The sequence below is a fragment of the Povalibacter uvarum genome (assembly GCF_014202975.1).
GTDB lineage: Bacteria > Pseudomonadota > Gammaproteobacteria > Steroidobacterales > Steroidobacteraceae > Steroidobacter > Steroidobacter uvarum.
The window spans coordinates 1106575-1128851 of the sequence record NZ_JACHHZ010000001.1; the positions used below are offsets into that span (position 1 = coordinate 1106575).

Sequence of the window (22277 nt, forward strand, 5' to 3'; positions counted from 1 at the left end):
CTCCCTGCCGGTCGGCGTGAAGAACCCGCCCTCGTGGCGGGTTTTTCTTTTCAGAGTTTCACCATCACGTGGCGCACGACGCTGTAGTCCTCGAGCGCATACATCGAAAGATCCTTGCCGTACCCCGAGCGTTTCATGCCGCCGTGCGGCATTTCGCTGACCAGCATGAAGTGTGTGTTGATCCACGTGCAGCCGTACTGCAACCGCGACGCGACGCGCATCGCCTTGCCCACATCGTTCGTCCATACGGAGGAGGCGAGGCCGTAGTCGGAGTCGTTGGCCCATGTGATCGCCTGATCCGCATCCTTGAAACGGGTCACCGAGACGACCGGGCCGAAGACTTCGCGCTTCACGATTTCATCGGTCTGCTTCGCTCCGGCGATGATGGTCGGCTCATAGAAGAAGCCACCGCCGCCGCGGACCTTGCCGCCTGTGGTGACCTCGATGTGTTTCTTCTCCGCGGCCCTTTCGACGAAGCCCGCGACGCGGGATCGCTGCTTGGCGCTGATCAGTGGGCCCATCTCGACGCCTTCGTCCTTCTGTTTGCCGACCTTGATCGAAGCCACGGCGCTCGTCAGGTCCGCGACGAGCTTGTCGTAGATTTTCGGTCCCGCATAGATTCGACAGGCCGCGGTGCAATCCTGTCCCGCGTTGTAGAAACCAAACGTGCGCACTCCGCTGACGACAGACTCGACATCCGCGTCGTCGAACACGATGACCGGTGCCTTGCCGCCCAGTTCGAGGTGCGTTCGCTTGATGCTCTTCGACGCAGCCTGCAAGACCTTCTCGCCGGTCCCCACGTCCCCGGTCAGCGAAATCATGGACACTCGCGGCTGCGCGATCAGCGATGCGCCGACCGACGCGCCCCGCCCGTAAATCACGTTGACGACACCCGGCGGGAAGATCTCGGCGAACTTCTCCGCCAGCTTCAGCGCCGTCAGCGGCGTCTGTTCCGAGGGTTTGATGACGACCGTGTTTCCGGCCGCCAGTGCGGGGGACAGCTTCCAGGCAGCCATCATCAACGGGTAGTTCCACGGCGCGATGGAGGCAACGACGCCGATCGGATCGCGACGGATCATGCTCGTGAAGCCGGGCAGGTACTCGCCAGCAACGGCGGCATGCTGGGCTCGAGCGGCGCCGGCGAAGAAGCGGAACACGTCCGCGATGGCCGGAATCTCATCCGCCAGCACGGACGCATAAGGCTTGCCGCAGTTCTGCGATTCCAGCCGCGCGTATTCTTCTCCATCGGCCTCGATGTGATCCGCGATCCTGAGAAGCAGGGCAGCGCGATCCTTCGGCACGGTCGCGGACCAGCCGTCGAACGCCTTCGCGGCCGCTTCCACCGCCGCCTCGATCTGTTCGTCGGATGCTTCCGCGATGGACGTGATCACCTTGCCCGTCGCGGGATCGAGCACTTCCTCTTTCGCGCCTTTGCCGGCGACGAACCTACCGTTGATGAGCAGCTTGGTGTTCATGTCGACCTCGGATGCGGACTCAGAAATTTCACACGGAGTTCACGGAGTACACGGAGATCGGAGAGGGCATTCTTTCGGAGCTTCCAATCTCCGTGGTCTCCGTGAACTCCGTGTGAAACTCCGTCTCATGATCTCTCCTCCGTCGGACGCGTCAGATAGTACGCCAGCAGGATCGGGATCAGCGTCACGATCATGACGACGACAGCGACCACGTTGGTGATCGGTCGTTCGCGCGGACGGAACAGCTCGTTGAAAAACCAGATCGGCAGCGTTCTTTCGTGCCCCGCGGTGAACAGCGTGACGATGATCTCGTCGAACGACAGGGCGAACGCGAGCATGCCTCCGGCAAGCAATGCCGTTGCGGCGTGAGGCAGCACGATGTGCCTGAATGTCTGGAACCCGTCGGCACCGAGATCCATCGACGCCTCGATCCAGTTCTGCGGCATGCGACGCAACCGGGCGACGAAGTTGTTGTAGACGATCACGACACAGAATGTCGTATGTCCTACGACGATGGTCCAGAACCCAGGGTCGATACGTGCCGCCTTGATGGCGGCCAGCAGCGCGAGGCCGGTGACGATGCCGGGAAGCGCGATCGGCAGGACGAGCATGAAAGTGATCGCTTCCTTTCCCCAGAAGCGCGAACGCGACATCGCCAGCGCCGTCAACGATCCGAGAATCATGGCCAGCAGGGTCGCAAGCGCTGCAACGCTCAATGATAGGCGCATCGCTGCCCAGATGTCGCTTCGTGCAAGCGCTGCTTCGAACCAGCGCAGTGTTACACCCGGCAGCGGAAATGCATACGTCCGATCGTCGGTCGTGAATGCGTAGAGAATGATCACCAGCACCGGTACATTCAGAAACGCGAGACCGACGAACGCGCCGATGCGCGTACCGAGCGACGGCCGATTCAGTGCGCTGCGGCTCATCTCGTGCCCCTAGAGCGCATCGAATGCTCCTGCGCGCTTGGCAAGCGTGAGGTAGATCATGATCAGCACGATGGGCACGACTGAGAAGGCCGCGGCCAACGGAATGTTTCCGGCAGTACCTTGCTGCTGATACACCATCATGCCGATGAAGTACCCCGGCGCGCCCACGACGCTCGGGATGATGTAATCGCCCAACGTGAGCGAGAACGTGAACACTGAACCTGCAGCCAGTCCTGGCAGCGCGAGCGGCACCACGACATTCCGGAATGTTTGCGACGGTCTCGCCCCAAGGTCCGCGGAAGCTTGCAGCAACGATTCCGGAACACGCTCCAACGCGGCTGCCAGCGGCAGAATCATGTAGGGCAGCCACATGTAGACGAACACGATGAACATGCCGAGATACGACGAGGCGAGCGAAGGTCCGCCGACAGCGGGCAGCCGCAACACGGCTTCGAGCACTGGCGTCAACCCGAGCGTATCGACGAACCAGCTCAGGATGCCTTGCTTCGCGAGGATCAGTCGCCACGCGTAGACTTTCACCAAGTAGCTCGTCCACATCGGCAGCATCACGCCGACGTAGAAAAGCGCCTTCATTCGCGGCGAGGCGTAACGCGCCATGTAGTTGGCGACGGGAAATGCGATCACCGCGCAAGCGATAGTCACAGCGACTGCCATCACCAGCGTGCGAACAATGATGTCGATATGCGCTGGCTGCGTAAGCACCTGCTTGAAGGTTGCCAGTGTCGGTTCGTAGACGATCTTCGCCGTGAACTCGTCGATCGCGTAGAAGCTGTTGGCCAGCAGCGTGAACAGTGAGCCCAGGTACACCGTGCCGAACCACAGAAGCGGCGGGAGCAACAGCAGGCTGAGATAGAAGCCCGGTCGCCCATGGAGAAACGTCGACGCTCGACGCGACCAGCCAGCCTGCAAGGGCGCTGAGGCCGCGAAGGCGTTCATGCAGCGGGCTCGCTGCGGAGCTGCACCGCATCGCTGGCGGTCCACGATAGAACCACCGCGCAGCCGGGTGCGAATCGTCCGTTCCCGGAGTGTTCGGAAACCGCTGCCGCGAAGATCTCACCTGTATCGAGTTGTACCTGGCAGCGGCTCATTGCGCCGTGATACTGAACATCCAGCAGCTTGCCATTGCAGCGGATGACATTGTCGTCCTGCGACTCGCCCGGCAATGCGATGCGGATGTTCTCGGCACGAATTGCGAACGGTTCAGCACTTCCCATCAGGCGGCGTGCGAGCTCACCTTCAGCCACGTTGGCACTGCCGACGAACCGCGCAACAAACGAAGTCGCCGGACGCGTGTAAAGCATGCGCGGCGTATCCAGCTGTTCGATGCGGCCCTGATTGAAGACGGCAACGCGGTCGGCCATCGACAGCGCTTCGCCCTGGTCGTGCGTGACGAAAATGAATGTGATGCCGAGCTGGCGCTGGAGGTTTTTCAGTTCGATCTGCATCTCTTCGCGCAGCTTCAGGTCCAGCGCGCCGAGGGGCTCGTCCAGCAGCAGCACTCGTGGCTTGTTGATGAGCGCGCGAGCGAGCGACACGCGCTGGCGCTGCCCGCCGGATAGCTGCGAAGGTCGGCGCTGAGCCAGTGCACCGAGCTTCACCAGTTCGAGCATCTCCATGGCGCGGCGCGTTTGCTCCGCGCCGGCGACTTTGCGTACCCGCAGCCCGTAGGCCACGTTCTCAAGCACGCTCATGTGAGGGAAGAGGGCGTAGTCCTGGAACACCGTGTTGACGTCGCGCTCGTAAGGAGGGCGCGACGTGACATCCTGTCCGTCGAGCAACACCGCACCGCTGTCGGGCGCTTCGAATCCTGCAATCAGTCGCAGGCACGTGGTCTTGCCCGAGCCGGACGGTCCCAGCATGGCGAAGAACTCGCCGGTCGCAATCCGCAGCGACACGCCATTGACCGCTCGCACGTCACCGTAGACGCGCGAGACATCTTTGAACTCAATGGCGGAAGTCATGCGGGAAAGAAGCGGAGTTCACACGGAGCTCACGGAGGCCACGGAGATCTGAAGAACCTCTGATGGCTCCGTGATCTCCGTGAACTCCGTGTGAAATCTCGGGTCCTGAGCTATCTCCCGCCCATGATGGCTACGTAATCAGTCGCCCAGCGACTGTAGGGGATGCAGGCGTCGCCCTGGGTTGCGCAGCGAGCTTCCGGCGTGCGCCAGAAGTGGATCTTGTCGAAGTTCTCGAAGCCGTTGTTCTTGCAGCCTTCTGCGCCCAGCAGGTCGTTGCCGTTGCAGGCGGCGGGCACGACTGGCAGCGAGCCGAACCACGAGGCGACATCCCCCTGGACCTTCGCGCTGATCGACCATTCCATCCACTTGTAAGCACAGTTCGGGTGCTTGGCCTGCGTGTGGAGCATCGTCGTGTCGGCCCAACCCGTTGCGCCCTCGGCCGGCACCGTGCTCGCGACCGGCTGCTTGTTGGCGACGAGCGTGTTCACCTGGAAAGGCCACGAGCTCGACGCGACGACGCCCTCGTTGGTGAAGTCCTGGACCTGAACGTTGGCGTCATGCCAGTAGCGCTGCACCAGCGGATGCTGGCCGCGAAGCAGCTCCAACGCCGCTGTGTACTGCGCTTCAGTCAGTTCGTACGGGTCCTTGATGCCGAGATCCGGCTTCGTGCTCATGAGATAGAGCGCGGCATCGGCGATGTAGATCGGTCCGTCGTACGCCTGGATGCGTCCCTTGTTGCTCTTGCCGTCCCCAAGCTTCTGATCCGCGAACAGCACGCCCCAGGTGGTGGGCGCGGTCTTGAAGACGTTCGTGTTGTACATGAGCACGTTGGGGCCCCATTGATAAGGCACGCCGTAGTGCTTCCCGTCCACGAAATGCCACGGCGCTTCCTTCAGGCGCGGGTCGAGCGTTTCGTACGAAGGGATCCTGGTAACGTCCACCGGCTGCACGGTGCCGCCGCGAATCAGTCGCAACGACGCATCGCCCGAGGCCGTGACGAGGTCGTAGCCCCCTTGCGTCATCAGCGAGACCATCTCATCCGACGTTCCGGCGGTCTTCACATTGACCTTGCAGCCGGTGTCCGTTTCGAACTTGCTGACCCAGTCGTAGTTCTTGTCGGTTTCACCGCGTTCGATGTAGCCAGGCCAGGCCACAATATCGACTTGTCCTTCCAGCGCCGCGGTGGCAGTGGCCGCCGGAGCGGTCGCAGCGGGGGGTTCCGGCTCCTTCTTGCCGCAAGCGGTCACCGCGAGTGCAATGGAAGCCATGAGCAACAGACGAGCAGACGGATCGATGGCAGATCGCATAAAGACTCCCCGTTGGATTTGATCTTGGGATCACGCGGACTTGAGATGCGACTCATCCCCGGCCGCCGCTGGCTTGAGGATTCGAAGGAGAGTGTAGCGCCGCGACGGGGAGTGTCGTCTACATCGTGCCGGCGAGAGAGAAGGGACGCCGTCCTTGCGCGTCGGGCTCGCCGAGGAATCGCAACGAGTCCGTAATCGAGGATCCGGCCTCAGGGCGGGCGGCGATCGAGCCTTCGATCAGGTAACTGCGGTCGGGTTTGAGCCGGATATTGCCGGCGATCTCCATCGGGCCGCCCTGATCGGACAGGGCACCGACGAGTTCCTCACCCGCTGCGTCAGGGGGGAAGATCACTTTATAGCTGCCCATGTTGGCCGGTCTGCGCGCGGGACCCGTGAGGTCGAGGACGTCGGCCGTCCCGTCCAACTCTACGGGCCAGCCGTTCTCCAGTACGAGTTTCGTCATCTTGGCGTTGATCGTGCCGGTCCAGCCGGGCGCTGCCGAAGGCGGCAATGCGGAAAGCGGCATGGACGCCGTCAGATCCGTGAGCGTGAGCTTTCCGCCCGTCATCGGAACCGACAGACCGGTCTCAACGAAGCCATCGCGGCGAGCGACCTTCAGATCGACGCTGAGACGTCCGATGAAGAGCGGCAGTGCGTGCAGGTTCCAGGAGACATTGCCAAGCTGGGTTGGACCGATCTGGACGATCTGCGCACGTCCATTCCAGGCGGTGCCTTCGACACCGGCGATTGCGATCGGGGGCGGGAGCCGCGACAGAATGACGCTGGCGGGCAGCGTCACGATCACGAGCACCAGGTAAGTGACAATACCGAGCGCGGCCAGCGGCCAGATTCTTTTCATGCGGGAGGGAGAATCAGCTCGCGGCCCGGTTCAACACGAGATTCGCATTGACCAGCCCCGAGCGCGACGTGCGATCAAAGGAGGCCGATTCGATGCTGATGGCGTGGACCTGCTGGAGATTGCCCAGGCACTTCACCAGCACGTCGAATGCTGCCGATTCGAGCCGCACGCGGATGCCCGTCTCACCGTTCGGTGTCTGGCCCGTCAACGAAGTGCCGAGCCCGCATTCACGTGCAGTGCGGTCGACGAGGACGACGAGCGATTCGCCAGTGGGCGCGGCACCGATCGGCTGATTGGCACCAAGCGTCTGAAGCTCGCCCGCCACGCTGCGCATGTAAGCGAGGTCGCTTTCCTTGCGCGCGACACGCTCGCTCCGGTCGTGCAGCGTCTTGTAGAACGGCGCGAGCGCGAACGTATAGAGCGCGGCCAGAACGACGAGGACCGCGCCGCCCGAGACGATCGCGCGTTCGCGCGGCTTGAGGGAATTGAACCAGTCCTTGATCTTCTGCATGGCGTCGCGTCCTTGATCAGGTCCCGGTCTGCTTGAACTTCATGCGGCCTTCCACCTTGGAATCGCGTGGATTGGCGGACTGAATTTCAGCGACGAGCCCGCGCTCCGAAGCCACATGCTGGATCTTGTCCAGCTCATCGACCGAAGTCGCGTAGATGCGCACGTCGGTCGTGTTGTCGCGATAGGAAAGCGCTTCGACGGTCACTCCGGGGGTCTGCGCGATCGCGTCTCGCAGGACGCCCATCGTCGTCATCATGCCGCCGCTGACTTCGCCGCCGCCGCGCAGTGCACTGAGGCGCATTTCGAATTGCTTACGCGCCTCGAGGGGATCCGGAATCGGCGCGCCCGGCATGGTTTGCTGATAGAGCTGGGCGATCTCGGTGTCGAGGCGCGCTTCATCGCGCTTGAGATCGACGATCTGCCACGCCTTGACCGCGAAATGAGCCACCAGGAAGACACCCGCCAGAATCGCTGCGTAACGCCAGGGCTGGAACGACAGCCGCAGCTTCGTCTTCTGCGCATAAGCGCCTTGCAGCAAGTTGATCGATGAACCCTGCATCACGTTCGCAGCGAGCAACGGCAGCGGGCCGTCGGGCAACAGCTTGAGCTGCAGACTCGCGGTGAACTCACGCAGACCCTCGAAAAGGTCGCGGTCGCGCTCGTACACGTCTTCGGTCAGGTAGATCGTTACGTGCTCACGCGAATCATCGCCCGCTGCAAGCGCGAGCTGCACGGCTTCGATCAGTGGCTGAACATCGAGCACAGCGCCCTGACCGGACTCGCGCTTCACGAATACGCGTGCGCCGTCTACGAGCAACGTGACGCCGTTGGGAGTAACGGGGAGGGCAGTGGTCTCCGCGTATATCGCATCTGCATGAAGATTCGCCGCGCTGAGTGCGTCGCGCCATGTATCCATCTGATCGCGAGCAACGGCGGCGACGGGTGTGCCGGGACGATCATCCCGCTTGCCCACGGCGAAATGCAGGTCCTCGATGTCGGTCGCCATCTGCTCTTCGAGCGCGAAGGGAACGACCTGCAAGAGCTTCGCGCCGCTCTTCACCGGCAATACGGGCTCGGCGAGATAGACGTCGGTGCCTGGAACGATGACGATCACCCGGCGCCCACCGCTAAACGCAGCGGCATTCGCAAGCGGGCCTGATTGAACGTTGCCATGCCGCGCCCCAGTGCTGTCGACCGCGAGCCATTGCGCGATCCAGCCATCGGCGACATCGGCAGGCTTGGAGGCAGCGTTGAGTCGGATGACCAGAGCTTCTGTCATCAGGCGGTTCCGAAGCTTCTTAGAATGGGGCTGACCAGGTTCGACTGGCCGGTGCGGTACAACAGACTGTACAGGGTGAACTGGGTAGTGCCAATAGTGACCCAGATGTTCGCGCGGAAGTAATTGCTGCTTTCGCCGATGACATTGCCCTCGGTCAGCTGGCTCTTCTTGCCTGCTTCCAGGGGGAATTCCTGCAGGCTCGGATAGCAGCGCTGTTTGCGAAGCTCGATCACGTTCTCGCGCGCAAGCGTGAACTCGCGGTTGCCGCCGAGCAGCGCATCGAGCACCTCCGGCGACGCAGTGCAGAGATTGATCTTGGCGCCGACCGGTAGTGCGGTAACGAACGGCTCGAGCCTTCGATAGCGTTCGATCCCGAAGTCATGCAGGGCAAGCAACTCGCTCGCACGCGTGATGCGCATGTTCGGCGGACGATAGGCCGGCGTCAGCGACGTGTAGACGCTGTCTTCCGCGCCGTCGGGAAAACCGGGATCCAGATCACTGTCGAGCCAGTCGACGATCATGTCGGCCCATTTCTCTTCGAGCTCGAGGATGCCGAGAAGCAACTTGAATCGCTCGACGGCTTCATCGTCCCGCACGAGCGTGCCGTTCTCGAACTTCACCAGGCTGTTGAGATTGAAACGTCCCTGCATGTCTTCGAGGCCACCGGAAACTTCGCCGCCATCGACGGGGATCGGCGGCATCGGCATCGCCCATTCCTCCGTGAAATCGTCGACCTTCGAACCGCCGAGAGTGTCCTTCCTGAGGATGTCGGCGGCCCACGCTTCCGCCCCCATGGCGATCTGGAAACCCTGGTCCAGTGAGAACATCGTGACGGTGCGGCGTTGATCGAGGTAACCCTTGAATCCGACGTTGACCGCAAGGATCGTGGCGAGCGCAACGACCAGCACTGCCGTGATCAATGCAACGCCGCGCTGTGTTCCGCGCCTGATGAGCGACGACGGGTTCATCCACCCACCTCCACCAGCCGCTTGATCTCGCCCCAGTCTTCCAGCTCGAGCGTGATTTCGACTGCGAGCGGTCGTGCCGTCCGCACATTCACACCTGAGTATCCGAGCGGCGGCCATTGATCCTTCCAGTCACGATCGGCGCCGAGGTAGCGCACCGACACACTCTTGACCTTGTCGAGCAGCACCACGCTCACGGGCTCGACGGTCTGTGTGCGGTCCAGCACATGCCAGTATTCGCGCACGAGATCGGTATCTTCGAGCCGATAGGACACGCGCTGGAGCGTCGACCGGGGAACGCCAGCCGGATTGCTCCAGCCGGAGTGTGTGAGTTCAATCGCGTCATCCGTGCCCTTGGTGGCGCGCAGTGCCGGCTGCAGTTCCTCGCCCATGGCCGGACGCACTGCGCGAGGCTCCAATGTTTCGAAATCCTGTGTCATCCGCATGACAGCAGCCTGGATAGCACGAGTCCTTTTTGCGCCTTCGTCGATACGCTCGCTCTGTGACATGAGCTGGCTGTAGCCACCCAGCGCAAGCATGCCGACGAGGGCGAAGATCGCGACCGCGACGAGGATCTCCAGCAGCGTGAAGCCGCTACTGCGTGTGACAGAGTGCGGTGCGGTGCCCATCACTCGCTCGGCTCCGGTTGCGGAGGAGGCTCACCGCCGTCGCCCGGTTCGGGTGAAGTCGGCGGCTCCGGCGGCTGCTCGTTGTCCTTGCCATCGTCCTTCTTGTCGTCGTCCTTCTTGTCGTCGTCCTTTCCACCGTTCTCGCCGCCGTTCTGTTCTTCGTCCGACGACTGCCACATCACGATCGTGCTGCCGGGCTGGGCAAGCGCGGCGCCATAGAAACCGGTCACGGTGGCGAGCGAGGAATTCTCGTCCGCATCCTCCAGACGGACACTGATGTCGATGCGTCGCACGCTTTCGACCGGTGTCTGCGTCACTTCCATCGTCCAGCGCCAGCGGCGATCCGCCATCTCGACTTCGTCGGACGACTTGTCGATCTTCGGCGGTGACTGCGACAGACGCGCCTGCGTCAGCTGGTTCATGGCGACCCAGTGCGCGAGCGTCTTGTCGCGAATGTAACTGCTGTTGCTCGCCGTCTGGCTCACGGCTTCGATCACGCCGAGCATGCCGAGCGCCACGATCACGAGCGCGGCGAGGACTTCCAGGAGGGTGAAGCCGAGGATTCGAATGCGCATGTCAGCGTCTCGCCTTGGTCGCATCGCGTTTGTCTTTCTCGTCTTCCGGCGGCTTGGTCTGCGCAACGACCTGCCAGGGCTCGGTGTCTTCGCGCTTCTCGAGGCGCAGATCGGTGTCGGGCAGGACTTCCACGCGCCACTTCGCAGGCTCGGAATCTCTTTCGAGTTGCAACTCGAAAGGCATGATATCGCCGCTCGACAGCACCATGATCTGCGGCGGCCATTTCTTGTCTTCGTCGCGGTCTCCGCGATCCACCGCGCCGTCACGCTTCATCACGATCTCTCGCGATTCGACCCACAGCCGGAAGCGCAGGCCCTCGGGCAATTCGCGAGTTGCGAACAGCCGGTCGCCTTCCATCGGCATCCACCGATTCTCTCGTCCGTCGAACCGCAGAAACTCATAGCCCCTGGTGGAGACGAACATGCCGAGGTCCAGGCCCTGAAGCTCCATCTCTTCGCGCGCCTGCTGCAACACGGCCCAGACGCGTTCCATTTCTTCCTGCGATTCCCGATCGCGCCCGAGGATGTTCACTGAGAGCGTCGCCGCGGAGACGATCACGCCGATCACTACGATGACGACGAGGATCTCCATCAACGTGAAGCCCGCTGCGTCGCGCGGGAATGCGCGACAGCCAGTGATCGGGAGAGAAGGGCGAATGCCTGGCATTCAGAGGTGACCAGCGCAATCGCCGGTCGGCGGGTTCAGAAAATTTCTGGCGTCTATGTCACTGCAGGGTCCAGTTGCCGACGTCGGTGTTGATGCCTTCGCCGCCTTCCTGGTTGTCTGCGCCGAGCGTGAACAGGTCATACTCGCCGTGCTCGCCGGGGCTACGGTACTGGTAATCGTTGCCCCAGGGATCTTTCGGCACCGACTTCATGTATTCGCGCCAGTTACGCACGGTCGTGTCGTTCGGCCGGGTCGAGAGCGCGGTCAATCCCTGTTCGGTGGTCGGATACTTGAAGTTGTCCATCCGGAACATGCTCAGCGCGGTATCGAAGTTGCGGATGTCCTGCTTCACCTTCGCGGCATTGGCATCGTCGATGCGGCTGATGACGTTCGGCGCCACAATGGCCGCAAGGATGCCGAGAATCACCACCACCACCATGATTTCGATGAGGGTGAAGCCACGCGCGCGGCGCGGATCGCGAATTGCAGGGGAGATGCTGAGGGTCATGTCATTCAGTCCTTATCTATAGACGATCGGCGGTCATGGCCGATGCGGCGCGCCGGATCATAACAAAGCACAATGAAATCATGAGTGAAGGTCGCCCGAGCCCGACAGTTTCAGCGGTGTCCGAGCCGGCCGCCGGCGTTCTGCGGGCCCTCTGGCTGGTTGGACTGACGGCGGGGGTTTCAGTTCTGCTGGCGCTGGGCGGAGAGGGCGCTCGTCTTGCGCTGCGTTATGAGCGTGAGGCCGTGTTTGCGGGCGAGTGGTGGCGGCTGCTGACGGGGCATTTCGTTCATGGCGGGCTGGCGCATCTCCTATTAAATGTGGCGGGCCTCGGCTTGATCGCGGGGCTGTTTCCCCGTGACTACTCCCTCAGGCAGTGGCTGATCGTGGGCTCCGCGAGCATCGCCGCGATCGACCTCGGGTTTGTTCTTTTTGAGCCACAACTCACCTGGTATGTGGGTCTTTCCGGCCTGTTGCACGGCGCACTGGCCGCGGGGGCAGTGAGCTGGTGGAGGCATGAATCCAGGCTGCTCGCGGGATCCCTGAGCGCGGTGCTGGTCGGCAAACTGGCCTGGGAACAATGGCGCGGTGCGCTGCCACTTTCTGGCGACATGAACGTGATCGTCGATGCCCATCTCTACGGTGCACTCGGAGGCTTGCTGGCGGGATTAGGGATCTGCCTGTACTTGCAACGCTGGTCACTGCGCCCCCGATCGCTATAATCGCGCGCCGTTTTTCTCGACAGGACTCACTCGATGGCGTTTGCGTTCGTGTTTCCGGGCCAGGGTTCGCAATCTATCGGCATGCTCAGCGCACTCGCGAGCGCCGAACCTCTCGTGCAGGAGACATTCGCCGAAGCTTCGTCGGTGCTCGGCTACGACTTGTGGAAGCTCTGTCAGGAAGGCCCGGAGGAACTGCTCGGGCAGACGGAGCGCACGCAGCCCGCGATGCTCGCTGCCGGCATTGCCACCTGGCGCGTCTGGCGCAAGCACGGCGGCCTGTTGCCCTCGGCAATGGCCGGACACAGCCTCGGTGAATACTCCGCACTCGTTGCCGCGGGCGCTCTCGATTTCGCCACTGCGATTGCGCTCGTGCAGTTTCGCGGCCAGGCGATGCAGGCCGCGGTTCCCGCAGGGCAGGGTGCAATGGCGGCAATCCTCGGTGCCGAAGATGCCGACATCGACGCTGCGTGTCGCGAAGCAGCACAAGGCGAGATCGTGCAGCCAGCGAACTTCAATTCGCCGGGGCAGATCGTGATCGCCGGCAGCGCCGCCGCAGTCGATCGCGCGATCGAGATCCTGAAGGCCAAAGGCGCGAAGCGCGCCATCAAACTCCCGGTCAGCGTCCCTTCGCACAGTCCGTTGATGGCTCCTGCTGCCGAAAAATTGGGCCAGCGACTGAAGGACATCCAGTTCAACACGCCCGCTGTGAAGGACATCTACACCGTCGATGTGCGCAAGCACGGCGATGCCGACAGCATCCGCGGAGCGCTCGTGCAGCAGCTCGTCGGGCCGGTGCGGTGGACGCAGACGATCCAGGCGATGGTCGCGAGCGGCGTTAAGGTGATCGTCGAGTGCGGTCCGGGGCGGGTGCTGACCGGCCTCAATCGCCGCATCGAAAAGAACAAGGAGATCGCGATGCTCGCGATCGAAGACAGCGATTCGCTGCAGGCCGCGTTGAAGGCGTGCGTGGAGTAAACATGACGGCGACCATGACAGGTGACATCGCGCTCGTGACCGGCGCGTCACGCGGCATCGGCAAGGCCATCGCGCTCGAGCTCGCGAAACAGGGCGCGACCGTGATCGGCACCGCAACCAGCGAAGGCGGCGCCCAGGGCATTACTCAGTGGCTGGGTGAAGGCGGTTTCAAGGGCCGCGGCCTCGTGCTCAATGTTGCCCAGCAGGAATCTGTGGATGCGCTGCTGAAGGACATCGAAGCTAAAGAAGGCGCGCCGACGATACTCGTGAACAACGCGGGCATCACCCGCGACAACCTGCTCCTGCGCATGAAGCCGGAGGAGTGGGACGACATCATGAATACGAACCTCGCTTCCGTGTACCGGCTGTCCAAAGCCGTCCTGCGCGGGATGATGAAGGCCCGGCGCGGCCGCATCATCAGCATCGCCTCCGTCGTCGGTGTCATGGGCAACGCAGGTCAGACGAATTACGCCGCAGCGAAGGCCGGCATCATCGGATTCAGCAAATCGCTGGCCCGGGAGGTCGGATCACGCGCCATCACCGTGAACGTTGTGGCCCCCGGTTTCATCGCTACCGATATGACGGCGCAACTTGCGGCGGAACAGCAACAACAGCTGGCCAGCCAGGTCGCGCTGGGCCGTCTTGGGGCACCCGAGGACATCGCGCACGCAGTCGCATTCCTGGCTTCCCCGCTCGCCGGTTACATCACGGGGGAGACGCTCCACGTGAACGGCGGCATGTACATGATCTGAGCGTGTCAAGTCGTTGTTATCGAATCGTTTTCGAAAATGTTGGCCGCTTCAGTCACTTAACTTAGAATACGCCCCCCGTGCGACCCTCCCAACAAATAAAAGGGTCGGTCTTTCGAAGGGTTTCAAGCAGTCTCACAGAGGACTCGTACAGCAATGAGCAGTATTGAACAGCAGGTTAAAGCCATCGTCGCCGAACAGTTGGGCGTGAAGGAAGAAGAGGTCACCAACGACGCTTCCTTCGTCGACGACCTGGGCGCCGACTCACTCGACACCGTCGAGCTGGTGATGGCGCTGGAAGAAGAGTTCGAAACCGAGATTCCCGACGAAGATGCCGAGAAGATCACCACCGTGCAGCAAGCGATCGATTACATCACCGAGCGCCGCGCACAGGCCTGAACCCCTGGTGCGCGACCCGTCGGGCTCGCGCACACTCAGGTAGCAGGTCGATCAGCCACGGATGGCAGTGCGGCCAACCGTTTCTCTCCTGCATCGCCATCACTTCCGAGGTAAACGCTTGTCCAAGCGACGCGTCGTTATCACTGGCCTTGGCATCATTTCACCGGTCGGCAGCACCGTTGAATCGGCGTGGCAGAACGTGCTCGCCGGCAAGAGCGGCATCGGCCCGATCAAGACTTTCGATGTCAGCGCGTTTCCAGTGCGCTTCCACGGACCGGTGGCGGACTTCGATGCGGAGAAATACCTCCCCGCGAAAGAGCTGCGGCGCATGGATCCTTTCATGCACTACGGCTACGCCGCGGCGATCGAGGCATTCAAGGATTCCGGTATCACGGTGACCGAAGCGAACTCTCCGCGCATCGGAGTGGCGATGGGTGCGGGCATCGGCGGCCTGCATACGATCGAAGAGAACTACGAGAAGTACATCGAGACGCACAGCCCGAAGAAGATTTCGCCGTTCTTCGTGCCCGGCAGCATCATCAACATGATCTCCGGCCACGTCTCGATCCAGCTCAAGCTCACGGGCCCCAATATCGCGACGGTCACAGCGTGCACGACCTCGACGCACGCTATCGGTCTTGCAGCTCGCCTCATTCAGTACGGCGACGCTGACGTCATGATCGCGGGTGCCGGTGAGATGGCGACGACGCCGCTCGGTCTCGGCAGCTTCTGCCAGGCTCGCGCGCTGTCGACGCGCAATGACGATCCGCAGGCCGCAAGTCGTCCCTGGGATCGCGATCGCGATGGATTCGTGTTGTCGGATGGCGCAGGCGCGCTGACGCTCGAAGAGTACGAGCACGCGAAGGCACGCGGCGCACGTATCTACGCAGAGCTCGTCGGCTTCGGCATGAGCGGCGATGCCCATCACATCACGGCGCCCCCGGATGACGGCGAAGGCGCGCGACTCGCGATGGCGAACGCGCTGCGCGACGCCGGCCTGAATCAGAGCGACGTTCAGTACATCAATGCTCATGCGACTTCGACTGATCTCGGCGATCGCGCGGAGACGCTCGCTATGAAGCGTTGTTTCGGCGATCACGTACAGAAGATCGCAGTGAGCTCGACCAAGTCGATGACTGGTCATCTGCTCGGCGCTGCCGGCGCCGTGGAAGCCATCTTCTCCGTGCTCGCGATTCGCGACCAGGTCGCGCCGCCGACGATCAACCTCGACAATCCGGGCGAAGGTTGCGATCTGGACTACGTGCCGAAGACGGCCCGCAAGATGCCGATCAAGGTCGCCCTGTCGAATTCCTTCGGTTTCGGCGGCACGAACGGCAGTCTCATCTTCCGCAAGCTCGACTGATCCGCAATGAACCCCGCGCCGGCGGTCAGACCTGTCACGGTCTCGCCGACCCTGCTTCTGGCGCTTCACGCTGCGCGGCCCGATCGTTATCCCGCGCTGTTTGAGAGCGCTGCGTCCGGGGAGCCTCTCGGCCGTTTCGATATTCTCTTTGCCTTTCCCGGCGATCGGCTCACGCTGCGCGACGGCGATCGTCTGAGTCACACGGGTTCGGAAACGCGTGGCTCATTCCTTCAGCACCTCGACGACTGGTGGCAGCGCGAACGAACCGCATTGTTCGATTCGCCGTTGCCGTTTCGAGGCGGTTGGCTCGTGTATCTCGGTTACGAACTCGCGGGTCAGATCGAGCCGCGGCTTCGCTTGCCGCCGACGCCGGGTGTGATCGCTGATGCCGTGCGCATTCCCGCTGCGATCATTCACGAACGCGACACCGGACGTGGCTTCGCGATTGCCGAGCGAGGGCGCGAAGGGCTCCTGGATGCGATGGAGGCCGATCTCGCCAATGCGGGCGCCATCGCCCAGGCTCCGCCTGATCTTCTGCAGGGAACGATCGACGAAGATCCCGCCGAGGATTACCTGCGTGCCGTCGAGCGTGCCCTCGAATACATCCAGGCCGGCGACATCTATCAGGCGAATCTGTCGCGCGGCTGGCGTGCGGACCTGCATCCGAAAACCCAGCCGTTTCATCTGTACGAACGACTGCGCAAAACGAATCCGGGCCCGTTCTGCGCTCTGGCCGTCCTCGGTGAGAACGCCGTCGTCAGCTCGTCTCCAGAGCGACTCGTCTCCGTCCATGACCGGTGGATTCAGACGCGTCCGATCGCGGGTACGCGGCCGAGAGGGCGCGATGCTTCATCCGATCAGGATCTCGCTCGCGAACTTCACGGCCATCCGAAGGAGCGGGCCGAACACGTCATGCTCATCGACCTGGAGCGCAACGACCTGGGCCGCGTCTGCGAGGCAGGCACTGTGCACGTCGACGAGTTCATGACGATCGAGTCGTACGCGCACGTTCATCACATCGTTTCCAACATCCGTGGTCGACTGCGCGCGGACGTAACGCCCGGACAGGCACTTGCGGCTGTGTTTCCCGGAGGCACGATTACCGGTTGCCCCAAGGTGCGCTGCATGGAAATCATCGCTGAACTCGAACACGCGGCGCGGGGCGCATACACTGGCTCCCTCGGCTATCTGAACACCGACGGCAGCATGGATTTCAACATCCTGATCCGGTCACTCGAAATACGCGGCAGGCAGGTTTCGCTGCGTGCGGGTGCCGGCATCGTGGCGGACTCTGTCCCGGAGCGGGAGCTCGACGAGTCACGCGCCAAGGCTCGTGGCGTCCTGCGTGCACTTTCCGGAGAGATCGCGTGACCGTCGTGGCCTTATGCGACGGCTCGATCGTTCAGGACCCGGCGCACGCCGTAGCTGTCGATGATCGCGGACTGAACTACGGCGACGGCCTGTTCGAAACGGCGTTGTTGCGCGATGGAATGGTGCGATTTGCCGACGCGCATCTGCAACGCCTCGAGCAAGGATGCAATCGACTGGGCATCCGCTTCTCGCGCTCCGATGTCGAGCGAGATATTGCCCGGATCGCGTCCGAGGCCCGGGAAGGCGTTCTGAAGGTCGTCGTCACACGCGGTGTCGGAGGGCGAGGGTACCGAGGCGATCCCTCAGCGCCGACGCGAAGGATCGTGACTCTGCATCCGTTGCCATCCAGCTATCCGGTCGAAGGGCTCACCGTTCGCTGGTGTGAACTGCGGTTGAGCCGTAATCCCCTGCTGGCGGGCATGAAGCATCTCAATCGACTGGAACAGGTGCTGGCGCAGAACGAATGGCAGGATCCGGATGTCGCCGAAGGATTGATGCTCGACACCGAAGGCGAGCTTGTCTGCGGAACATCGAGCAACGTATTCATCGTTCGCAACGGCGCTTTGCTCACCCCTGACCTGAAGTTCAGCGGCGTACGCGGCGTAATGCGAGCACAGGTACTGCGAGCGGCGCAGCAACTCGGCTGGACGAGCAGTGAGGAACCGCTCTGGCCACACGATCTCGATGATGTGAGTGAAGTGTTCGTGACCAACGCGGTGCGAGGTATTCGGTCGGTGGCCGCCCTCGAGGATCATCGCTGGGAGAGCACTGCGGTCGCAGGCCAGCTTCGACAGGTGTTGCTCTCGTGATTCGCAAGCTCTTGCGCATCGTCGCAGCGCTGATCTTCATCGCTGGCATCGTCGCGGTGGTGATCGCCTGGCGCGCGAATGTATGGCTGCAGACCCCGATCGAAGGGCTCAGCGAGATCTCGACATTCGAGGTCGAGCGAGGCGGGTCGCTTCGCACGGTCGCCTCGCAACTCAATGGTCGAGGATGGCTCGATCAACCGAACGTGTGGATCGCGTGGGCACGTCTGACCGGGCGAGCCGGCGGACTGAAGGCGGGTGAGTACGAAATTGCACCGGGACTGTCACCTCGCGCGTTGCTCGATCGCTTGAGCTCGGGGGATGTGGTCCTGCATGCGATCACGTTCATCGAAGGTTCGCGCTTTGCCGAGATCCGCAAGCAGCTCGCGAAGCATCCGGCTGTGGCGCAGAAGGCCGCGACCATGAGCAGTGAAGACCTGATGCGTGATCTCGGCGCACCGGGCGCTCACCCTGAAGGGCAGTTCTTTCCGGATACCTATCACTTCGCGCGCGGTACCAGCGACCTGGAGCTGCTGGGCATCGCGTATCGCCGAATGCAGTCGGAACTAGACGCCGCATGGGCAGCACGAGCGCCGGATCTGCCGCTCGCGACGAAATACGAGGCGCTGATCCTGGCGTCAGTCGTCGAAAAGGAAACCGCCCTCGACAGTGAACGGCCACAGATCGCCGGTGTATTCATCGAACGGCTGAAGCGCGGCATGCGCCTGCAGACGGACCCGACCGTGATCTACGGTATCGGCGAGAACTACGACGGCAACATCCGCCGCGCAGATCTTCTGCGCGATACGCCCTATAACACGTATACGCGCTCGGGTTTGCCGCCGACGCCGATCGCACTGGCGGGTGCGGACTCGATCCGGGCAGCTGTTCAGCCGAAAATGACCGGCGCACTGTTCTTCGTAGCCACCGGCCGCGGCGACGGCAGCCATCATTTCTCGGCGACACTGGAGGAGCACAACGCGGCTGTGCAACGATACCTCCGGCAATTGCGCCAGCAACGGTCGCCGCAGCGTTGATCGATATGCGAGGGAAATTCATCACCATCGAGGGCGGCGAAGGCGTGGGAAAATCCACGCAGATCGCGTTCGTCCGCGAATGGCTGCTCGCACAGGGGCGCGAGACTGTCTTCACGCGTGAACCCGGAGGTACGCCGCGCGCGGAACGTCTTCGGGAGCTCCTGCTGGAAAACTCGGGCGAAACGATGCCCGACGAATGCGAGCTGTTGATGGTATTCGCCGCACGGTCGACGCATCTGGCCAACGTGATTCGCCCCGCACTGGAACGCGGTGCATGGGTAGTGTGCGACCGGTTTACGGATGCCACGTACGCATATCAGGGAGGAGGGCGCGGGATGGATGTATCGCAGATCGCGACGCTCGAGCAGTGGGTGCAGAAGGACCTGCGGCCCGATCTGACCCTTCTGCTGGATGCGCCGCTCGATCTGACTTCCTCTCGTGCCCAGCATCGAAACACGACGATCGGAACGACTGATCGGTTCGAGCGCGAACAGCGGGAATTTTTCGAGCGCGTTCGCTCGACCTATCGGGCGCGCGCTCAGCGCGAACCGAACCGCATAGTGGTGATCGATGCGTCGGTGGAACGCGACCAGGTGAGCGCGTCGATCCGCGCGGCGATTGAAAAGCATTTGTTCTGAACATTCATGGCCGAAGAAACCGTCTCCTCAATCCCGGCTCCCCGCATCCTTCCATGGCACGCGAGCGCAATCGATCAGGCTCGCACGGCCTGGTCCGCGAGCCGCTTCCCGCACGCCATTCTCCTGCAGGGCGCGGAAGGCCTTGGCAAGCGCCAACTCGCGTCCTGGCTGGTGGCTGCGGTTCTTTGCGAAACGTCGGGAGCCGGCCCGCTTCAGTTCTGCGGCAAATGTGCGAGCTGCCAGCTCATCGCCGCGGGTTCCCATCCGGACCGTTACTGGATCGATCCAGAGGAAGACAAGCAGCAGATCTCGGTCGACCAGATCCGCGAAATGACCGGTCGCCTGACCCAGACCAGTTACCGGCACGGCTATAAGGTGGCTATCGTCGAGCCCGCGCACCAGATGACGATCAGCGCGGCAAACAGCCTGCTAAAGACGCTGGAGGAACCGACGCCGCGCAGCGTGCTCATCCTCGTCACTTCGCGTCCGTCGGGATTGCCCGCTACGGTCCGCAGCCGATGTCAGAAGATGGTCGTTCATGGTCCATCGTCCACGGAAGCCATCGAATGGCTGCGCCAGGAAAGTGGTGCCGAAGCCGATCCGCAGCTCCTGGAGTTCACCGGCAACGCTCCGTTGCGGGCACTCGAACTGGCCCAGGAGGGCCGTTTCGACGCCTTGAACGAGGGCATGCAGAAGTCCCTGGGGCAGCTGCTTGCGGGGCGGTCGGATGTGACGCAGCTCGCAGCGGAATGGGATACCAAGGACGCGAAGCCACAGCTTCCCTACAGGCTAACGTGGCTGGACCTGTGGCTGACATCGGTCGCCAGGGCGGCAATTGGTGGAAGTGCCGATCTGTTCACGTTCCCGGCGAGATCGCCGCACTTGCCAAGTCTGCCGGCCGCGTTGAACATAAGTGCTCTTTACGCTGTGGTGGATCAGGTCCGGGCCCTCAAATCCCAACTGACCCGCACGGCCTTGCAGCGGGAGTTGGCGATCGAATCGTTGCTTCACTCGGTGCTGCAGGTTCTCGGTCCGGCTCCGGCGGCCCGACGATGAGATCGGCCACGAGGAATTTCTGAGGTAGCGAGCGGATGGTGATGCGGCAGCCAACCAGCAAGCCGGGCTTGCTGACCCTGACGATCAAGGACAAGAGCGCCTTGTACCTTGCCTATATGCCGTTCGTGAAAAACGGCGGCCTGTTCATTCCGACGAACAGCAACTATCGCCTGGGCGATGAAGTTTTCATGCTGCTCAACCTGATGGGCGAGGACGAGAAGCTGCCCGTCGCCGGCCGCGTGATCTGGATGACGCCCAAGGGCGCGCAGGGAAAGCGAACCGCCGGCATCGGCGTGCAGTTCAGCGAACAGGATCGCGGCAACACCCAGCGCAAGATCGAAGGCTATCTGGCCGGCGCGCTGGGCGGGGACAAGCCGACGCACACGATGTAGTTTAGGGCCTGTTTTCTCCCGTTTCTGATCGGCGTCGGTTGGTTACTTTTCTTTTCGTTTCCCTTCTAGATCTGTAAGTCAGCGGGCAAGCAATTCTAGATAGCTTGTGCAGTCTTCCGAACAGGGCCGCCTTCGCGGCCCTGTCTAGTTCGGCCACCCGCTCAAAGACAAAGGTTGTCCTTGTTGAGTTTGTAGCAACTCGCTGCGGGAGGCGGTGTCCCGCGTACGTGAACTTCGGAACTGCTATCCCGGAAGTTCTCCGGGAACAAGGCAAGGCAAAGCTGGCCGCCTCGTTGCGAGGGATATAGGATTCCCTCGAATCCGGCATCGCGCACTAAACGCCCGAAGATTTGACTCGGAGCAGGAATGCCATAGTTCTGGGGTTCCTCACGCCAGCTAGGCGGAGCGAGGAGCAAGTTCCTCAACATCACCACTGTCGTAACCAGTGTCCGCTGCGGAAACTTGTGCTTTTTTGCGTAAGCGATGGTGTCGGAAGAGAGATTGAATCTCTTGATGATGTCGACAAAGGGACGCAAACGCCTCATTTCTCGTAAATCGAGAACTTCATCGACGTGACCGTGGAGCGGGAACGTCGTGAACGCGTCGGGGCTTCGCAACGCAAACTCGTATGTTGAGAGCCTATCCTCCCGTGCTGATCGCGCTACACCAAATTTCTCAATCCGCGCTGTCTCTTCATCCTGTCCAATGTATAAGCAAGGGAAGGACTGACCGCGTGCTCGGTCGAGAGTCTCGCCGATGTTGAATCGTTGCCCAATGCCCTTAAGACTCCCTGCCGGCGACAACGGCGTATTGCTCCACGTCCAATCCGTGACACGGCACCAGTCGGGAATAAGATTGATCGAAGTTGGCTCCACGGCCTGGAGCGCCGCCAGTAGCGCATTCCGGTGAGTAGTTCGTTGAGCTTCGAGATCGAAATAGACACGGTCACGGTACGTCTGATCAGTGACTGACAATGCGTCCCACCGATCGATATCGGCAGCGGTGTATAGATCCAGAAGTGCCGATGTCCGCAGGGGCGGCGGTGTTCTTGTTTTTTTTGGACGATTGCGTCGCGTCACTTAGGCA

25 protein-coding genes are annotated in these 22277 nt (G+C 62.2%); 11 read left to right on the forward strand and 14 right to left on the reverse strand.

All coding sequences use genetic code 11. The features are described 5' to 3' along the window. Nucleotides 1–50: 50 nt before the first annotated feature. The 13 genes from HNQ60_RS04710 to gspG all read right to left on the reverse strand — a co-directional run bounded on the left by HNQ60_RS04710 (nucleotide 51) and on the right by gspG (nucleotide 11686). Nucleotides 51–1475 carry a gamma-aminobutyraldehyde dehydrogenase gene (locus HNQ60_RS04710; RefSeq protein WP_184329834.1) on the reverse strand — a complete coding sequence of 475 codons (1425 nt, stop codon included), beginning with the start codon at nucleotides 1473–1475 and terminating at the stop codon, nucleotides 51–53. A 125-nt stretch (nucleotides 1476–1600) separates the two neighbouring features. Then, complete coding sequence (locus HNQ60_RS04715) at nucleotides 1601–2404, reverse strand: ABC transporter permease (RefSeq protein WP_184329835.1); 804 nt, start codon at nucleotides 2402–2404, stop codon at nucleotides 1601–1603. A gap of 9 nt (nucleotides 2405–2413) precedes the next feature. After that, nucleotides 2414–3361, reverse strand: a complete 948-nt coding sequence (locus HNQ60_RS04720) for an ABC transporter permease (protein ID WP_184329836.1) — start codon at nucleotides 3359–3361, stop codon at nucleotides 2414–2416. Next, complete coding sequence (locus HNQ60_RS04725; protein WP_184329837.1) at nucleotides 3358–4386, reverse strand: ABC transporter ATP-binding protein; 1029 nt, start codon at nucleotides 4384–4386, stop codon at nucleotides 3358–3360. Before HNQ60_RS04725 ends, HNQ60_RS04720 begins: the two co-directional genes overlap by 4 nt. A 110-nt stretch (nucleotides 4387–4496) precedes the next feature. Next, nucleotides 4497–5693, reverse strand: a complete 1197-nt coding sequence (locus tag HNQ60_RS04730; protein ID WP_221304010.1) for an ABC transporter substrate-binding protein — start codon at nucleotides 5691–5693, stop codon at nucleotides 4497–4499. Nucleotides 5694–5811: 118 nt separating this feature from the next. Continuing rightward, nucleotides 5812–6552 (reverse strand): type II secretion system protein N, encoded by a 741-nt coding sequence (locus HNQ60_RS04735; protein ID WP_184329838.1) that lies wholly within the window; start codon nucleotides 6550–6552, stop codon nucleotides 5812–5814. Nucleotides 6553–6565: 13 nt separating this feature from the next. After that, complete coding sequence (gspM, locus tag HNQ60_RS04740; protein ID WP_184329839.1) at nucleotides 6566–7063, reverse strand: type II secretion system protein GspM; 498 nt, start codon at nucleotides 7061–7063, stop codon at nucleotides 6566–6568. Between the two features lie 16 nt (nucleotides 7064–7079). Then, nucleotides 7080–8342, reverse strand: coding sequence for a type II secretion system protein GspL (gene gspL, locus HNQ60_RS04745; protein ID WP_184329840.1), 1263 nt, complete (start codon nucleotides 8340–8342; stop codon nucleotides 7080–7082). Then, on the reverse strand, nucleotides 8342–9310 hold the full coding sequence (gspK, locus tag HNQ60_RS04750) for a type II secretion system minor pseudopilin GspK (RefSeq protein WP_184329841.1): 969 nt from the start codon (nucleotides 9308–9310) through the stop codon (nucleotides 8342–8344). The genes gspL and gspK overlap by 1 nt, the downstream gene beginning before the upstream one ends. Continuing rightward, a complete protein-coding gene (gene gspJ, locus HNQ60_RS04755; RefSeq protein ID WP_184329842.1) occupies nucleotides 9307–9936 on the reverse strand; it encodes a type II secretion system minor pseudopilin GspJ in 630 nt (209 codons plus the stop codon). Before gspJ ends, gspK begins: the two co-directional genes overlap by 4 nt. Then, entirely contained in the window at nucleotides 9936–10511 is a 576-nt protein-coding gene (gene gspI / locus HNQ60_RS04760; protein ID WP_184329843.1) for a type II secretion system minor pseudopilin GspI, read from the reverse strand. Before gspI ends, gspJ begins: the two co-directional genes overlap by 1 nt. Nucleotide 10512: 1 nt before the next feature. Beyond that, nucleotides 10513–11178 carry a type II secretion system minor pseudopilin GspH gene (gspH, locus tag HNQ60_RS04765; protein ID WP_184329844.1) on the reverse strand — a complete coding sequence of 222 codons (666 nt, stop codon included), beginning with the start codon at nucleotides 11176–11178 and terminating at the stop codon, nucleotides 10513–10515. A gap of 58 nt (nucleotides 11179–11236) precedes the next feature. Continuing rightward, nucleotides 11237–11686 (reverse strand): type II secretion system major pseudopilin GspG, encoded by a 450-nt coding sequence (gene gspG, locus HNQ60_RS04770; protein ID WP_184329845.1) that lies wholly within the window; start codon nucleotides 11684–11686, stop codon nucleotides 11237–11239. A 35-nt stretch (nucleotides 11687–11721) separates the two neighbouring features. Here gspG and rrtA point away from each other — a divergent pair, with 35 nt between their 5' ends. From rrtA to HNQ60_RS04825, 11 genes are all read left to right on the forward strand, one after another. Further along, nucleotides 11722–12405 (forward strand): rhombosortase, encoded by a 684-nt coding sequence (gene rrtA, locus HNQ60_RS04775; protein WP_184329846.1) that lies wholly within the window; start codon nucleotides 11722–11724, stop codon nucleotides 12403–12405. A 33-nt stretch (nucleotides 12406–12438) separates the two neighbouring features. Continuing rightward, nucleotides 12439–13380, forward strand: a complete 942-nt coding sequence (gene fabD / locus HNQ60_RS04780; protein WP_184329847.1) for an ACP S-malonyltransferase — start codon at nucleotides 12439–12441, stop codon at nucleotides 13378–13380. A 2-nt stretch (nucleotides 13381–13382) separates the two neighbouring features. After that, nucleotides 13383–14132, forward strand: coding sequence for a 3-oxoacyl-ACP reductase FabG (gene fabG / locus HNQ60_RS04785; protein ID WP_184329848.1), 750 nt, complete (start codon nucleotides 13383–13385; stop codon nucleotides 14130–14132). Between the two features lie 153 nt (nucleotides 14133–14285). Next, nucleotides 14286–14528 carry an acyl carrier protein gene (gene acpP / locus HNQ60_RS04790; RefSeq protein ID WP_184329849.1) on the forward strand — a complete coding sequence of 81 codons (243 nt, stop codon included), beginning with the start codon at nucleotides 14286–14288 and terminating at the stop codon, nucleotides 14526–14528. Between the two features lie 118 nt (nucleotides 14529–14646). Further along, nucleotides 14647–15891 (forward strand): beta-ketoacyl-ACP synthase II, encoded by a 1245-nt coding sequence (fabF, locus tag HNQ60_RS04795; protein WP_184329850.1) that lies wholly within the window; start codon nucleotides 14647–14649, stop codon nucleotides 15889–15891. Nucleotides 15892–15897: 6 nt separating this feature from the next. Continuing rightward, nucleotides 15898–17262: an aminodeoxychorismate synthase component I gene (locus HNQ60_RS04800; RefSeq protein WP_184329851.1), complete on the forward strand. Its 1365-nt coding sequence runs from the start codon at nucleotides 15898–15900 to the stop codon at nucleotides 17260–17262. Next, complete coding sequence (gene pabC, locus HNQ60_RS04805; protein ID WP_184329852.1) at nucleotides 17259–18071, forward strand: aminodeoxychorismate lyase; 813 nt, start codon at nucleotides 17259–17261, stop codon at nucleotides 18069–18071. The genes HNQ60_RS04800 and pabC overlap by 4 nt, the downstream gene beginning before the upstream one ends. After that, nucleotides 18068–19105 (forward strand): endolytic transglycosylase MltG, encoded by a 1038-nt coding sequence (gene mltG / locus HNQ60_RS04810; protein WP_221304012.1) that lies wholly within the window; start codon nucleotides 18068–18070, stop codon nucleotides 19103–19105. Before pabC ends, mltG begins: the two co-directional genes overlap by 4 nt. Nucleotides 19106–19110: 5 nt before the next feature. Further along, nucleotides 19111–19743 (forward strand): dTMP kinase, encoded by a 633-nt coding sequence (gene tmk, locus HNQ60_RS04815; protein WP_184329853.1) that lies wholly within the window; start codon nucleotides 19111–19113, stop codon nucleotides 19741–19743. 6 nt (nucleotides 19744–19749) lie between these two features. Next, nucleotides 19750–20799, forward strand: coding sequence for a DNA polymerase III subunit delta' (gene holB, locus HNQ60_RS04820; protein ID WP_184329854.1), 1050 nt, complete (start codon nucleotides 19750–19752; stop codon nucleotides 20797–20799). Nucleotides 20800–20840: 41 nt separating this feature from the next. Continuing rightward, nucleotides 20841–21191, forward strand: a complete 351-nt coding sequence (locus HNQ60_RS04825; RefSeq protein WP_184329855.1) for a PilZ domain-containing protein — start codon at nucleotides 20841–20843, stop codon at nucleotides 21189–21191. 161 nt (nucleotides 21192–21352) lie between these two features. Here HNQ60_RS04825 and HNQ60_RS28255 read toward each other — a convergent pair whose 3' ends face one another. Continuing rightward, nucleotides 21353–22270 carry an RES family NAD+ phosphorylase gene (locus HNQ60_RS28255; protein ID WP_184329856.1) on the reverse strand — a complete coding sequence of 306 codons (918 nt, stop codon included), beginning with the start codon at nucleotides 22268–22270 and terminating at the stop codon, nucleotides 21353–21355. Nucleotides 22271–22277: the final 7 nt, after the last annotated feature.